Annotated in this window: 15 protein-coding genes; 13 read left to right on the top strand and 2 right to left on the bottom strand. The window is 43.8% G+C overall.

All coding sequences use genetic code 11. From position 1 onward, the window contains the following. Positions 1-139 precede the first annotated feature (139 nt). On the bottom strand, positions 140-1,498 hold the full coding sequence (locus ABNP46_RS13930) for an ATP-binding protein (protein ID WP_349918554.1): 1,359 nt from the start codon (positions 1,496-1,498) through the stop codon (positions 140-142). Between the two features lie 34 nt (positions 1,499-1,532). Further along, entirely contained in the window at positions 1,533-2,207 is a 675-nt protein-coding gene (locus ABNP46_RS13925; protein ID WP_349918552.1) for a response regulator transcription factor, read from the bottom strand. A gap of 808 nt (positions 2,208-3,015) precedes the next feature. Here ABNP46_RS13925 and rfbB point away from each other — a divergent pair. The 13 genes from rfbB to ABNP46_RS13860 all read left to right on the top strand — a co-directional run bounded on the left by rfbB (position 3,016) and on the right by ABNP46_RS13860 (position 15,471). Further along, complete coding sequence (gene rfbB, locus ABNP46_RS13920; protein WP_349918550.1) at positions 3,016-4,137, top strand: dTDP-glucose 4,6-dehydratase; 1,122 nt, start codon at positions 3,016-3,018, stop codon at positions 4,135-4,137. After that, entirely contained in the window at positions 4,137-5,024 is an 888-nt protein-coding gene (gene rfbD, locus ABNP46_RS13915; RefSeq protein ID WP_349918549.1) for a dTDP-4-dehydrorhamnose reductase, read from the top strand. Before rfbB ends, rfbD begins: the two co-directional genes overlap by 1 nt. An 86-nt stretch (positions 5,025-5,110) precedes the next feature. Next, positions 5,111-5,989 carry a glucose-1-phosphate thymidylyltransferase RfbA gene (gene rfbA, locus ABNP46_RS13910; protein ID WP_349918548.1) on the top strand — a complete coding sequence of 293 codons (879 nt, stop codon included), beginning with the start codon at positions 5,111-5,113 and terminating at the stop codon, positions 5,987-5,989. 62 nt (positions 5,990-6,051) lie between these two features. Beyond that, on the top strand, positions 6,052-6,591 hold the full coding sequence (gene rfbC, locus ABNP46_RS13905; RefSeq protein WP_349918547.1) for a dTDP-4-dehydrorhamnose 3,5-epimerase: 540 nt from the start codon (positions 6,052-6,054) through the stop codon (positions 6,589-6,591). Between the two features lie 51 nt (positions 6,592-6,642). After that, positions 6,643-7,089, top strand: a complete 447-nt coding sequence (locus tag ABNP46_RS13900) for an adenylyltransferase/cytidyltransferase family protein (RefSeq protein ID WP_349918546.1) — start codon at positions 6,643-6,645, stop codon at positions 7,087-7,089. After that, complete coding sequence (locus tag ABNP46_RS13895; RefSeq protein WP_349918544.1) at positions 7,086-7,712, top strand: SDR family NAD(P)-dependent oxidoreductase; 627 nt, start codon at positions 7,086-7,088, stop codon at positions 7,710-7,712. Before ABNP46_RS13900 ends, ABNP46_RS13895 begins: the two co-directional genes overlap by 4 nt. 70 nt (positions 7,713-7,782) lie before the next feature. Next, entirely contained in the window at positions 7,783-9,003 is a 1,221-nt protein-coding gene (locus tag ABNP46_RS13890) for an oligosaccharide flippase family protein (protein ID WP_349918543.1), read from the top strand. Between the two features lie 175 nt (positions 9,004-9,178). Further along, entirely contained in the window at positions 9,179-10,342 is a 1,164-nt protein-coding gene (locus tag ABNP46_RS13885) for a CDP-glycerol glycerophosphotransferase family protein (RefSeq protein WP_349918541.1), read from the top strand. Between the two features lie 150 nt (positions 10,343-10,492). Continuing rightward, positions 10,493-11,218 carry a glycosyltransferase family A protein gene (locus ABNP46_RS13880; protein WP_349918540.1) on the top strand — a complete coding sequence of 242 codons (726 nt, stop codon included), beginning with the start codon at positions 10,493-10,495 and terminating at the stop codon, positions 11,216-11,218. Further along, on the top strand, positions 11,219-12,403 hold the full coding sequence (locus ABNP46_RS13875) for a hypothetical protein (protein WP_349918539.1): 1,185 nt from the start codon (positions 11,219-11,221) through the stop codon (positions 12,401-12,403). It begins immediately after the preceding gene. Beyond that, positions 12,396-13,172, top strand: coding sequence for a glycosyltransferase family 2 protein (locus ABNP46_RS13870; protein WP_349918537.1), 777 nt, complete (start codon positions 12,396-12,398; stop codon positions 13,170-13,172). Before ABNP46_RS13875 ends, ABNP46_RS13870 begins: the two co-directional genes overlap by 8 nt. Positions 13,173-13,203: 31 nt before the next feature. Then, positions 13,204-14,109: a glycosyltransferase gene (locus ABNP46_RS13865; protein WP_349918536.1), complete on the top strand. Its 906-nt coding sequence runs from the start codon at positions 13,204-13,206 to the stop codon at positions 14,107-14,109. Positions 14,110-14,199: 90 nt separating this feature from the next. Then, on the top strand, positions 14,200-15,471 hold the full coding sequence (locus ABNP46_RS13860) for a sugar transferase (protein WP_349918535.1): 1,272 nt from the start codon (positions 14,200-14,202) through the stop codon (positions 15,469-15,471).

Genomic DNA, 15,471 nt, shown 5'->3' with positions numbered 1-15,471 from the left:
AACGCATCCATGCAGTCGTATTTGGCTTTAGTTTATCTCATAGCCGGCAACCCCTTGCCAGCTTGTTAGTGTTTGATTCGTCAAAAAATGGCAGCTTCAGGCAGCAACCTGATGAGGGTTGCCCACTCACTCTTCAGCCTCAGGGAATGGTCATCTGGAAACGGGCGCCGCCAAGGGGAGATTCATCCACCCGAATGTCGCCACCGTAGCTGTGCACTATTTCGGTCACGACCGCGAGACCGATGCCTTGGCCAGGGGAGCTGTCAGCCCGGACACCGCGCTGGAAGATCTGCTCCGACTTGCCGGGCGTGATGCCTGGACCATCGTCTTCCACCAGAATAAGCAGGCCACTGCCTTGCCGACGTACCTGCACTTGTACCTCACTGATGGCAAACTTGCAGGCGTTGTCGAGCAGATTGCCCATCATCTCCATCAGATCCCCCTGCTCGCCATGGAAGAAGACGTCATCGTCGAACTGGAACTGGGTCTGCAGTTTTTTGTGGCGATAGACCTTGGCCAAACTCGCCAGCAGCTTCTCGATGAGGGGGACTGGCTCGGTACCTTTGCTCGCGAGGCGCTTGCGGCCGGTGACGGCGCGGCGCAGCTGATACTGGATGATCTGATCCATGGTGGTGATCTGTTCATTGATGTTGTCGTGCACCGGGTGGCCCAGTTTGAACTCCTGAGCCGTGATCTGGATGAGGGCGAGCCGGGTTTTGAGACTGTGGGCCAGATCGTTCAGCGCATGCTGATAGCGTTGGGTCTGCTGGCGTTCATTTTCCAGCAATTGGTTGACCGACTCGGTCAGGGGCAGCAGCTCCCGCTCATAATCGCTGGAGAGGGCCTCCCGTTTGCCGGCCCGGATCTCGTTGATCTGCCGCGCCATGGTGCGAAGGGAGGAGAGGCTCCAGAAACTGGTGAGCAGCAGCAGGGCACCCAGCAGGCAATAGGCCAGCAGCGCCTGGCGGATGCATTGGTAGAGGTACTCCCGGGTCTGATCCTGATAGCGTTTGGCGGAGTCGACCATGACCACGTAGTAGGTGGTGGGGCCGTCACCGTGATTGCGCAGGAAGCGCAGACTGTAGATGAAATAGCTGTCACCGTTCTTGATGGTGTGCAGCTTGAAGAAGTAATCCTGATCCAGCCCCCCCAGATACTTCATCAGGTCTTGGCAGATGGTGCCCTTGATGGTGATCACTTCCGGCATGTGCAGGCTGGACCAGCTTAGCTCGCCATCCGAGCGACAGATGAGGGTATCGAGGTTGGGATCGATGGCATCGGGGGTGATGCTGGCGAGCTCCGTGATGGCGTGGGGATCCGGCTGCTTGGAGGAGAACAGCTTGGAGAGGTTCTCCTGCATGCGGGTACTGGCCTTCTGGGCCTGCTCTTCGGCATGGCCGAGATAGAGGATATAGACGGAAAACGCCATGATGATGGCGATGACCAGCATGGCGCTCATCATCAGCTTGATATGCAGGGAGCGGCGGATAAGCTTCATCAAATCTCCCCCAAACGCCATGGCGATGTTCCGCTTAACTGCATGACAGGTTGAAGATGTAACCCTGGCGGCGGATGGTGGAGATGGGGGCGATGGTCCCTTCCGGATCCAGCTTTTTGCGCAGACGGCTCACCATCACCTCTATGGTGTTCGGATCCCCTTCACCATCGCCGTAGAGCTGGTCCAGCAACTGCTGTTTGGAGACTACCTGGCGGGCGTTGCGCATCAGGTACTCCAGGATCAGATACTCGAAGCTGGTGAGAACGGTGACTTCACCGGCGATGGTCAGCTCCTTGCGAGAGAGATCCAGCTCGTAGTCACCGGCCTTCACCCGGGGAGAAATGAAGCCGGCGCTACGGCGTACCAGCGCGTTCAAACGGGCCAGCAGCTCGTCTTTCTGGAACGGTTTGACCAGGTAATCGTCGGCTCCGGCCTCCAGCCCTTCGACCTTGTCCTGCCAGCTTCCGCGCGCGGTCAGTACTATGATGGGGAAGGGGATCTGCTGCTCTCTCAACTGGGTGATGAGATGCAGCCCGTCCATGTCCGGCAGGCCGAGATCGATGATGGCCACGTCGATGGGGTAGTCACGAGCGTAATGCAGCGCAACCTGGGCCTGATCCGTGCTGTAAACCTGATTCTGGGCCTCGGTCAACAGCGTGGTGAGGTGATGGTTGAGCAGCTTGTCGTCTTCGACCAAAAGGATTTTCATAAGATGCATGGTGATGAGGGTCCAGGCTGTCAATTAGAGAGGGTAAGAAGAAGAGAGTCAATCCGGATCCTACACGCTCCCCCCTGTATCGAGACTGAATCGTTCCTACCGTTATGAAACCCTGCCCCAATTACTTGTGGCAACGGTGATGAAGCCTGATCTCTATTTTGTACTGAATGTCACAGACTATTGCTCGGTGTTCTTTGAGGCCCGTGAATAAGGTATGCGACTGTTTTTATTGCACCATGGACATCTGTCACCCGCTCAGACATCACCGTTACGATTCGCTGCTACAACCTGAACGGACAGCCTTTAGTATGAGATGCCACATAGAAATATTTGGTTGTGTAACACGATAACTATGGAGGAGATAAAGAGTTGCGCACAAAGTAAGCGGTCTTTTTTGAATCCTACTTGGATGGACAGTTTCCTGCTGTTTTGACTGTTAATCATCGGGCTAATCGAGATAGAATCTGACTCGAAATCGGGTGTAGGGCCTTGGTTGCCCAATATGTGAACAATGTATGTTCTCGGAATACTCAGATGTGCAACGTAATTTGATGGCATTGTGACATATCAACCAATACAAGATGCTGGAGGATATGATGACCAACAGCGCCCACTATCAGGTTAAAATCAGCATGTTGGGAGCTGTAACCCACTGCGGTAGCTAACCCCATTGCTACTGGGAAGATGTCTGAATGGACGCGGAGCTAACCACAACCCATCGTAGCCAATTTACTCTAAACCTCATCAAGACAGTGCTTTCTTATCCTATCCAGCTAATCCTTCAAGAGCATTACATCCTATGAAGATTCTTTTGACTGGTGGCGCCGGTTTTATCGGTTCTGCGGTTGTACGCCATATCATTCAGCATACCCAAGACTCAGTGATCAATCTCGACAAGCTCACTTACGCGGGGAATCTGGAATCGCTGGCGGAGGTATCAGGCAGCGATCGCTATGCGTTCGAGCAGGTCGATATCTGCAATCGTGCCGAGCTGGATCGGGTGTTTGCCTTGCATCAGCCGGATGCCGTGATGCACCTGGCCGCCGAGAGCCACGTCGATCGCTCCATCACTGGTCCTGCCGACTTTATTGAGACCAATATTATCGGTACTTACATGTTGCTGGAGGCGGCCCGCGCCTACTGGAACGGTCTGGACGAGGTTCGCAAGGCTGCGTTCCGCTTCCACCATATCTCCACCGACGAGGTCTATGGCGATCTGCTCCATCCGGATGACGTCGCTGCCGGTACAGAGCTGCCACTGTTCACCGAAACCACGCCTTACGCGCCCAGCAGCCCCTATTCTGCCTCCAAGGCATCGAGCGACCATCTGGTACGAGCTTGGCGCCGTACTTATGGTCTGCCGACCATAGTTACTAACTGCTCCAACAACTACGGCCCCTATCATTTCCCCGAAAAGTTGATCCCGCTGGTCATCCTCAATGCGCTGGATGGCAAGCCGCTGCCGGTTTATGGCAAGGGCGACCAGATCCGCGATTGGCTCTATGTTGAGGATCATGCGCGTGCACTCTATACCGTGGTCACCACAGGTGTGATCGGCGAGACCTACAACATTGGCGGTCACAACGAGAAACAGAATCTGGACGTCGTTTATACCATCTGCGATCTGCTCGACGAGATGGTGCCTCTGTCTCCCTCGAACCTTGGGGGAGAGGGCCGGGGTGAGGGGAGAAGCTACCGCGATCAAATCACCTATGTGGCCGATCGCCCCGGTCACGATCGCCGCTATGCCATCGATGCCAGTAAGATGAGCGCCGGACTCGCCTGGCAGCCGCAAGAGACCTTTGAGTCCGGTATCCGCAAGACGGTGCAGTGGTATCTGGATAACCAGCAGTGGGTCAGCAACGTCAAGAGCGGCGCCTACCAATCCTGGATTGAGCAGAACTACGGGGAGCGTACCTGATGCATATTCTGTTGTTTGGCAAAAATGGTCAGGTAGGCTGGGAGCTGCAACGCGCACTGGCGCCGCTGGGGCGCATCACTGCCGTTGATTTTGACTCCACCGACTATTGCGGTGATTTCAGCAACCCGACCGGGGTGGCCGACACGGTACGTCTGGTCAAGCCGGACGTGATTGTCAACGCAGCAGCCCACACCGCTGTCGACAAGGCCGAAAGGGAGCGTGGATTTGCCGAGCTGCTCAACGCAACCAGTGTGGCAGCGATAGCCAAAGAAGCGGAAGTATTGGGTGCCTGGCTGGTGCATTACTCCACAGACTATGTGTTCGATGGTAGCGGCGAGCGCCCCTGGGCGGAAACCGATACAACAGCACCGCTCAATGTCTACGGCGAGACCAAGCTGGCGGGTGAGCAAGGGGCGGCGCTTTGCTCTCGTCATCTGATTTTTCGCACCAGCTGGGTCTATGCCGCACGGGGTGCCAACTTTGCCAAGACCATGCTGCGCTTTGGCAAAGAGCGCAGCGAAATGTCGGTCATCAATGACCAGTTCGGCGCACCGACCGGTGCCGAGTTGTTGGCTGATTGTACCGCTCATGCAATCCGCGTAGCCCAGAGTAACCCCGACGTTGCCGGGCTGTATCATCTGATAGCCTCCGGCACCACCACCTGGTTTGACTACGCCCAGCTGGTGTTTGCCAAAGCCAGAGAGGCCGGGGTTGAACTGGTGGTAACGCAACTCAATGCAGTGCCGACCAGCGCCTTCTCGACTCCTGCCAAACGTCCTCAGAACTCTCGCCTTGATACAAGTAAATTCCAGCGCACTTTCGATCTGGTACTTCCGGAGTGGACTGTCGGTGTGGAGCGGATGTTGGCTGAGATCCTCGGCAAGTAAATCCCCGACAGGCAAGGGTAAAACTTGAAAGGTGTAGTCGCAAGCCACCCTTTTCTTTTGCAATTTAAAAATAAGAAACAAGCATCATGACTAAACGTAAAGGCATTATTCTGGCCGGCGGCTCTGGCACTCGTCTCTATCCAGTCACCATGGCGGTGAGCAAGCAACTGCTGCCCATATATGACAAGCCGATGATCTACTATCCGCTCAGCACCCTGATGCTGGCAGGTATTCGCGATATTTTGATCGTCAGTACGCCGCAAGATACTCCTCGCTTTGAGCAATTGTTGGGGGATGGCAGTCAGTGGGGCCTGAATTTGCAATATAAGGTGCAGCCCAGCCCGGACGGGTTGGCCCAAGCCTTTATTCTGGGTGAAGAGTTTATCGGGTCAGACCCCTGTGCGTTGGTATTGGGTGACAACATCTTCTATGGCCACGACCTGCAGAAACAGCTTGAAGCAGCCGCCGCTAAAGAGAGCGGCGCCACCGTCTTTGCTTACCACGTTCATGACCCTAAGCGTTATGGGGTGGTGGCGTTCGATAAAGAGGGCACCGCTATTTCTCTGGAAGAGAAGCCACTGGAGCCCAAGAGCAACTATGCGGTGACGGGGCTCTACTTCTATGACAACAACGTGGTTGAGATCGCCAAGAGCCTGAAACCGTCACTGCGTGGTGAGCTGGAAATCACCGATGTGAACCGTATCTACTTGGAGCAAGGCAATCTATCGGTGGCCATGATGGGACGTGGTTATGCCTGGCTTGATACCGGTACCCATGAAAGCATGATAGAAGCGAGCAACTTTATTCAGACTATAGAAACACGTCAGGGACTGAAAGTGGCTTGCCCGGAAGAGATCGCCTATCGCCAGAGGTTCATTAATGCCGAACAGGTTCGTGAACTTGCTGCATCGTTGGCGAAGAATGCGTATGGCCAATATTTGTTAAGAATGGTTGCCAAAGCATGATGTGATATGGGGGGGAGGGAATATGCTCCCCCATAAAGATTGAATTAAATGTGGATAGACAGATGAATGTAATCAAGACAGCAATTCCTGATGTACTTATCTTGGAGCCTAAAGTATTTGGGGATGAGCGTGGTTTTTTCTTTGAAAGCTTTAATCATAAGCAGTTTGAAGAGGCTGTAGGATATCCTATTACCTTTGTACAGGACAATCACTCAAAGTCGTCGAAAGGCGTGCTACGTGGATTGCACTACCAGTTGCCACCCCATGCTCAAGGGAAATTGGTGCGATGTGCTGTGGGTGAGGTATTTGATGTCGCGGTAGATATTCGTCATAACTCACCTACATTCGGGCAGTGGGTTGGAGTGAATATTTCTGCAGAGAATAAACGACAATTATGGATTCCTGCCGGCTTTGCTCATGGATTTTTAACTTTAAGCGAGTCAGTGGATTTCTTATATAAGACGACAAGTTATTATAAACCAAATTGTGAAAGAACTATTCTGTGGTGCGACCAAGAGTTAAGGATTGATTGGCCTTTTGATGGGGCTCCGATATTGTCAGAAAAAGATACAGCTGCTTTACCATTAAGTATGATGGTTTAATAAAGTGGATGTTTTTATTTATTTTAAATGCGAAATCATATAAGGTCATTTATGTCACATATTGTATATGTATCTGGTACATTTGATTTATTCCATAGTAACCATCTGAAAATGATAGAATATGGTCGTGGATTAGGAGATGTACTTATTGTTGGGGTTAGTACAGACGAGTTAGTTTGTAGCTATAAAAATCCACCAGCTGTACCATTCGAAGAGCGCATATCAATTATAGAAGGATTACGAGCACCTGATGTTGTGGTACCTCAACATACTTTAGAGCACAGTGAAACTGTTAAAAAGCTGAACATTGATATCTTCGTGATAGGTGATGATTGGTTAGGGAAGTATGATTATTTAAAAAAATTAGGTGTGAAAGTTTTCTATATGCCATATGGAAAAGGAGTGAGTTCTACTAATCTTAAAAAGAAAATTCATGATCAGTATGAAAAATTGATTGAGCGAAGTGATAATCATCCAATACCAGAGCCAAAAGTATGAAAATTTTATTAACTGGTGGTAACAGTGATCTAGCAAAACATATAGCCGCGACACTTTGCAGATTTGATGATTATCAAGTCTCGGCTCCAAAACGTGCTGAATTAGATGTAACAAGTCAAGAATCTGTTGAGAATTATTTTTTAGGAAATAGTTTTGATGTCGTAGTCAATTGTGCAGGCTCATTATATTCTAGTCGAATTGTGGATTCCGAACCAGCATTCTGGATCAATGATATACAGACAAATTTGATCGGCACATATCTAGTATCTAGAATGGCCCTAATAAAGAATAATAGATGCCGTATCGTTAATTTATCGTCTACAGCAGCATTTAACGCTTATAAAGATTGGACTGCTTATTGTGCCGCTAAAGCGGGAGTAATTAAACTAACTATGGGATTAGCTAAAGATGGATATGATACTTTAGCTCTATGTCCTGGAGCTATCGATACAAAATTACGTGATGGACTTTCAATAAATAACTCAAATGTAATGACGATTGAAGAAGGTATAAGACCTATAATTAACGCAATTACAACTCAACAGTATAAATCTGGAGATATTGTATTCTATCGCAAAGGCATTTTGGAATTAAACCCGGATTTTGTTATTGACAACAAGTGAAGCTTAAAAGTCAATTCATTTCCCTTTCTTTTTATTAAAGTAAATGCATTAAAAGCTGAGAGAGGATTAATTGAGAGAGGTAGCATTAAGCAAAAACATTCTATCATTGATGTTAGTTCAGTTCAGTAACTATATAGCGCCGTTATTAGTGTTACCTTATCTTAGCCGTGTTCTCGGATTAGAGGGGTTTGGCACGGTAGCTATGTCAATGTCACTTTGTAGTATTGCTCTGATTATTACCGACTATGGCTTTGGTATATCGGCTCCATATTGGCTGGCAAGAAACAAAGAAGATAAGAGAATAGTAGCCGATTACTTGGGAGCTATTTTTACCGTTAAATTTTTCTTGTTTTTAATAACTTCCGCATTTGTTTTACTATATTTTAGGCTAGGCAATACAATACCAGATATTAGCAGCATCCATATTGCTATAATAGCATCAATTTTCTTTCAATCTTTTCAGCCTAATTGGTTTTTTTTAGGCATAGAGAAAATGAAAAAAATCACCATATCTATGGTGTCTGCAAAACTACTTTACGTTTTCTTTATTTTTATTTTTATTAAAGAAAAAAATCAAACTGACTCTGTTTTAATATTCTTTGCTTTAAGTAATCTATTGGCTACATCTATTGGAGTTATCAGTATATATAAAGAGGGCTATTGGATTTCAATGGCTGATCGTAAAAAATGTTATACCCTATTGAAAGAGGGAGGAGTATTTTTTGTTTCAAGATTAGCAGTTGGAGTATATACAAGTGCAAGTACCTTTCTCGTGGGCTCATTTTCTGGAACTAATTCTGCGGCGTTGTATAATAGTGCGGAAAAATTATATCAAGCAGGTCAAAGTATTATATCACCAGTAAGTCAAGCATTGTTCCCTTATCTGGCTAGAACCGGCAATAAAAAAGATCTCTATAAATTCGTTGGAGTAGGGATAATCCCTATGGCATTTACTGCCATTATTGGTATATCTTATTCTCAAGAGATAATGGGTTTTTTGTTTGGCGAGCAATTCATTTCTGCACATGAATATCTAGAGATATTTCTTATAGCACTTCTAATTAATTTTGTTGGGGTTAACTTTGGTTATCCAGCATTTTCATCCATTAACAGGATTGATATAGCAAATAGAAGTGTTATTTTTGCTGCGGTAATTCAGATCCTGGCGCTAAGTGTTATGTATATAACAGATGGTATCACGGCAAAAAACATATGCCTAAGCGTTTTGGCTGTAGAGTCTCTAGTTATGTTTATAAGAGTGATTTTTTTTTATTTCTTACAGAAAAAATAGAGTGAATATTTTCCCAATGTAGTCACATATCATTTAAATTATCGAAAATTTTAATCTTATCATTGCAAAGTCCAACACGTCATCTCAAGATAATGCCTGCTCATTGCCACCGCATAATGTTATTCTTAATGTGTAGCTATTATCATGCTCATTAACATAAAATGAAGTCATATATATGAATAATGTTTTCAGAATTGCTTCTAGATGCATGCAGTACTTTTTATATTGGCTCTCGGGAGCTTTTCCAAGGAATAAAAATATTTGGGTTTTCGGGTGCTTTGGCATATATGGGGATAACAGTAGATATCTTTATGAACATGTGTGTAAAAATAATCCAGATATAACACCTGTCTGGATATCGCAAAATATTCAATCAGTTGAATTAGCCTCTAAATATGGTAAGTCTTATCGTAGATATTCTGCTATGGGATTGTACTTCTGTCTTCGAGCTGGTGTCTATATTTATAGTTCTTACGCTAGGGATATTTGCTGGTTTACATCTAGAGGAGCTCTTAATGTTAATTTATGGCATGGGATTCCATTAAAGAAAATTGAATTTGACATCAGATGTTTGCCTTTGGTGAAAATATTCCATGAAGCCAACATCTTATCTAAGTTTATGCACCCTCATGCACACTTAAGGCATGATCTGGTGCTATGCCCGTCATTATATGTGGCTGAATATTCTTATATTTCTGCATTCAGGCTGAGAGGTATCGAAAATTTAATCATAACTTCTTATCCTAGAATAGGTCAAATTTTAAAAATGACAAAAAATAGGAGTATTGATGCTGATAAAAGCCCCTTTACTTTCGTATATACACCAACTTGGCGTGATTCTGGTGTGGATTTCATAGCAGAGTCAGGCATTAACTTTGAGCTGCTCAATGATTTTTTAGCAAGAAATAATGCTAGGTTGAAAATAAAACTACACCCTGCGACAGAGCTGACTATTAACCCTATAGGATGGTCAAATATATCTTTGATTGACAATAAAATAGATCCTTGCGAGTTAATGGTTATGGCTGATTGTTTAATTACGGATTACTCATCAATATTTTTTGATTTTTTGATTCTAGATAGACCAATAATATTTTTCCCGTTTGATAAAGAAAGCTATTTGAAAGAGCGAGAGTTTTATCTAGACTATGATTTAAATACGCCGGGAGTTAAAGTTTATTCATTGTTTGAACTTATAGCTGCAATGGAAAAAATTATTTCCAATAGTGATGACCATCAAACTGAACGGAATGATATGAAAGCATTATTTGGTATTGACTATAATAAAGGAAATGAAACGATAGTTTCTTCTATAAAGAAAAGTCTATTTGATTTTTAAATGAATTATAAATATCATTTCTGATTTTTAGTTATCGCTAAATTTATGCATAATGGTGAACAAATGCTGGAAATATGTATATCGACATATGGAGAGAGAATAAACAGGCTATCATCCTTACCATTTTTAAATAATTGTAGGTATTTGATAGTGCATCAGGATTATGTCGATGTATTTATCTCAAATGATGCAAGAGAAAGATTTTCTTATGAAGATATAACTCTAATTGAAAGTGATACAAAGGGACTGACGAATAGCAGAAATGAAGCATTGAAGTACTCTACAGAAGAGTTAATACTTATATCTGATGATGACGTTGTCTATGAGTGTGATGTGGCTGATAAGATATTATCAGCCCAAAAAAAAAATCCTTTTCATATTGCCTTGTTTAAAGCTAAGGTTACAGAAGACTCAACGGATTTTAGAAAATATCCGATAAATAGTGGACAATTAAGTAAAATAGAATGTTTGCATGCATGCTCTATTGAAATGGTTATCGACAAAAGAATAATAGACACATCTGAGGTGTTCTTTAATAAGGATTTTGGGATAGGTGCTAAATTTATTTGTGGAGAAGAGAGTGTTTTTCTTTTTGATGCAATAGATGCCAATTTAAACATTAGCTTCATCAATCAATATATTGTGTCGCATCCTAAAGAAAGTACAGCAACAAATAAAAATAATGCCTTTAGTATCCTGAAAGCAAAAGGGGCGGTTTACCGATATGGGTTTGGCTTTATAATCGGCCTGCTTTTGATTTTAAGGTTGTCATTTTTGAAACCAATGTCAAAAGTTATGGGGGTCTCTAAGTTCTACTTTCTGAAAAGTCTTTTGACTGGCTTCATGGCTATTTCAGACACCTCTCAGGATAAATAAATGCATCTTACAAAAACACATGGTAGAAATTATTTCACCTTGTTTTTTTATATTATTAGTATTTCCTTGTCAATAAGGTTATCTTTTTACTTTAATGATTCTACCCGATATATTCCATTACGAGTTATCATTGTAATATTTCCTTTTGTTCTTCTCTCATCTTTTTATGTTAAAAACGGCATATTGAAGTGGGGGAATGCTATTTCATTATTATTGTATTCCTTTATTGCGACTACATACGTATTTATATGGTCAATCGACCTAGGGTACGCTGCTGTTGGAAAAAGCATAGAGTTTATCTACCCACTTGCAGTTTTTATATCATTAAAGTCTATCTTTGAAAAAATAAACTTAAATGAGGCCATAAAAGGTGGGCAGCTTTTTACTGTTGCATCCATCTTATTGATGTTGATTGATACATATATTCGTTTTATGCATCCTGAGTACGCAGTAAAGGGGGATGGGGAGGGCTATAGTGACGCTTTAAAGAGAGATACATTCTATGTATTTAAGTATGGAAGCATAATGTATCTGGATTCAAATTATGTGGCCTTGCATGCATTAGTTGTTAGTGTGTTAGTGTATTATTTGTTTTGTGGTTTTTTTAGGAAAATATTGTCGTTATTTTGTGTTGTTATAATAGTAATGACGTTAAGTCGCGCAGCTTATGTGGCATTTCTTATTATTCCTGTATTATACCTTCTTAGAAAGGTAAGTGTCCAAAGTAAATTTGTATTGTTTTCTATTATCACGCCATTAATACTAGCTATTATCATCCACTATATTGATTTTTTAGATTTTAATGATGCCAGTTTTGAAACAAAGTTTGGTATATTTAATGCTTTTTTTTCCAAGATATTTGAAGTCAATTTAGGTACACTTATGTTTGGCCAGGGATTTGATGTTGGTGGCTACTTATATAGTTGGAAAGAAGGCGGGTATGCTCATGCCATGATACCTCTTATTGTTGGTGAGGTGGGTATTGTTGGAATGTTTTTTTATATTTCAATTATTATTTATTCGTATGTAAAAGTAGGATTCGATAGCTTATATATAACATTACCTATGATTATTGCTGGGATGTCTTTGATATATCCATATGATGCAATGTATATATATTCCATATTATTACTTTTCTATGTAAAGGATAAATCGAGAAAATATAATGAGGTCTACAATGGTTGATGTCAGTGTGGTTATACCATATTACAATGGTGAAAATACAATATCTCAATCACTACAGTCTATTTGTGAACAGACCTTAATACCCAGAGAAGTTATTATAATTGATGATTGTAGTGTAGATAAAAAAGTGCTTTCTGATATTGTTGTATATTTTTCTAACAAATTAAATATTAGGTTACATTCCTTATCGGAAAATCGAGGGGCCGCGTATGCAAGGAATATGGGGGTTGCGTTATCAAGCTCCTCATTAATTGCATTCCTTGATTCAGATGATGTGTGGCACCCCAAGAAGATTGAAGTACAGTATCATTTTATGCTTGAAAGCAATGCTCATATCTCTGCGCATTACTACATTCAGAATGTAAATTTTAAAAAAATGGAGGCCTCTGAGATTATTAAATCAAAGAGGATTAAAAAAATCAATTTTTTGATTGGTAATCCTTTCTTTACGCCAACGGTTATGATTAAAAGAGACATGGTGATGTTTAATCCAAAGTACAGAGTGGTTGATGATTACTGTTGTTGGCTAGAAAATATAAAAAGGGGGCCTGCATTTTTAATAAAAATACCATTGGCTGGTGGGTTTAAGGCAGCTATCGGAGCCAGTGGTTTGACAGGAAACATCGCTAATATGCATGAGTCATATAAAATAGTTCTAAAAGATCTTTATTATAAAAAGGAAATTAGCTTTTTATTTTTATTTGCCGCTACTCTATTAGAGAATTTAAAATATCCTCTTAGGATGCTAAAATGTTATTGTTTAAAGTAGTTTTTAGAAATTTTCGACATGGATTTTTTAGATGATCGTAAATAGTAATAGTAAATGTCTCGTTTTGGTTGCAGCATACAATGGTGAAACTACGCTCGTAGAGCAGCTTGATAGCATTTTGCGACAAGAAAAAATTGATGTTAACATTGTAATTAGCCTTGATTTAAGTTGTGATAGTTCTTTTGATATTTGCACTATGTATGCAAATAAATTTTCTAATATAACACTTTTGCCCTATGGTGAACGATTTGGGGGGGCGGGTAAAAATTTCTATAGACTATTAAAAGATGTTTATATTGGTGAGTATGATGTTATTTCTTTTTCTGATCAAGATGATATCTGGCCTTCCGATAAAATATACCGTGCAACTCAGTATTTGAGTGAATATGATTGTTATTCGTCTAATGTTATTGCTTTTTGGGAGGATGGACGTGAGGTTTTAATCAACAAGGCTCAACCATTTCGTCGATGGGATTTTCTATTTGAGGCTGCCGGTCCTGGTTGTACTTATGTTTTTAATCGCGACTTTGCTATTAACTTTCAGCAATGGTTGATAGGTAATTATGCTAGAGTGTCTAATAATATTGAACTTCATGATTGGCTCATTTATGCTTTCTCTCGTCGTTATGGTTATCGTTGGTTTATAGACGCTATGCCTATGATGCGATATCGGCAGCACGCTAATAATCAGGTTGGTACTAATAATAATTTTAAAGCAGCCCAGAAAAGAATCTCGCTAATTAAGTCCAAATGGTATCGTAAACAAGTGATGAATATCGCTGAATGTTTGGATTTACAAAACTCAGCCATATTCAGATATGGCCTTGAAAATGGTTATAAAGGTAATTTATATCTTCTTGTTAGAGTTAATGAACTAAGGCGTAGAGCTCGTGATCGACTAGCTCTAGCACTATTCTTGTTATTTAAAGTTTTTTAATAAAATCGTTCTGCTGTAGTTTTTATTATCTTCTTTTAATTCTAGTTTTGTGTGATGATATATAGCTAATGTTTTATTTGGGGGTTGTCCTTGTCATTTCAACGTCGTCACTCACGCTGGTATGAGCGTGTATTATTTAGCCCTCCTGCCTTGTTCATCTTCGGGGCCTTGTTGGCGGTGTGTCTGCCCGCCATTGAGCGCTGGGGATGGGGATTCTGGGAGGGGCTCAATGCCGTCAGGGTCAACACCCTGAGTGGTGCCTTCGTGGCGTTTCTGCTGACCGGGATAGTGCTGCATCGCTTCCTCCGCTATCCCGGCGCGAGTCCCGTGGCCTATATGATCCCTACGGTGACCACTCTTTATGGTGCCTTGGTCGGCATTCTCTTCTTCCTGCGCCTGCCTTACAGCCGTCAGGTATTGTTCGAGTCATATGTGGTAGCACTACTTTGCTGCTGGTTGGTCTATTTTATTGGCCGTCGTTACCGGACTCCAAAATACGCCTTGTTGCCCTTTGGTGATTATCAGGCCCTGACCCAGCATACGTGTGTGCAATGGCGTCTGCTGGACAAACCCGATCTCGGGGCCGTGCGTTATGACGCCGTGGTGGCAGATCTTCGGGATGAGAAGCTGGCGGGTGAGTGGGAGCGTTTCCTGGCGCGCTGCGCCCTGGCTCACATTCCCGTCTATCACATCAAGCAGATCAGCGAGACCCTGACCGGGCGCGTGAAAATAGACCATCTCCACGAGAACCAGCTTGGCTCCCTCTTGCCCTCTCCCGTCTATGCCTTCATCAAACGGGGAATGGACATTCTGGCCGCGTTGATCGCGATCCCGCTGTTTTCCCCCTTGATGCTGGTGACGGCTATCCTCATCAAGCTGGAGAGCCCGGGCCCCGTGATGTTCCTGCAAAACCGGGTAGGGAAGGGGAACAAGGATTTTTGCATCTACAAGTTCCGCAGCATGTGCAAGGATTCTGAAAAAGCCGGCGCCCAGTTTGCCCAGGACGGTGACATGCGCGTCACCCGGGTGGGCAAGGTGATCCGTAAGCTGCGCATCGACGAGCTGCCGCAGTTCTTCAACGTCCTTAAAGGGGACATGAGCCTGATTGGGCCAAGACCGGAGCAACGCACTTTCGTCGATCAGTTCGAGCGGGAGATCCCGTTCTACATGTATCGTCATATCGTGCGGCCCGGGATCAGTGGTTGGGCGCAGGTGGTGCACGGCTATGCTGCCGATGCCGATGATACCCGCATCAAGATCGAGCACGATTTTTACTACATCAAGCACTTCTCCCTCTGGCTGGATGTACTCATCGTGTTCAAGACCATCCGCACCATCCTGACCGGTTTTGGCGCGCGGTAA

Origin of the sequence: Aeromonas veronii (assembly GCF_040215105.1) — a bacterium.
Taxonomy (GTDB): domain Bacteria; phylum Pseudomonadota; class Gammaproteobacteria; order Enterobacterales; family Aeromonadaceae; genus Aeromonas; species Aeromonas veronii_G.
The sequence above is the reverse complement of the archived record's forward strand: the minus strand, read 5'-3'. Positions and strand labels throughout refer to the sequence as shown.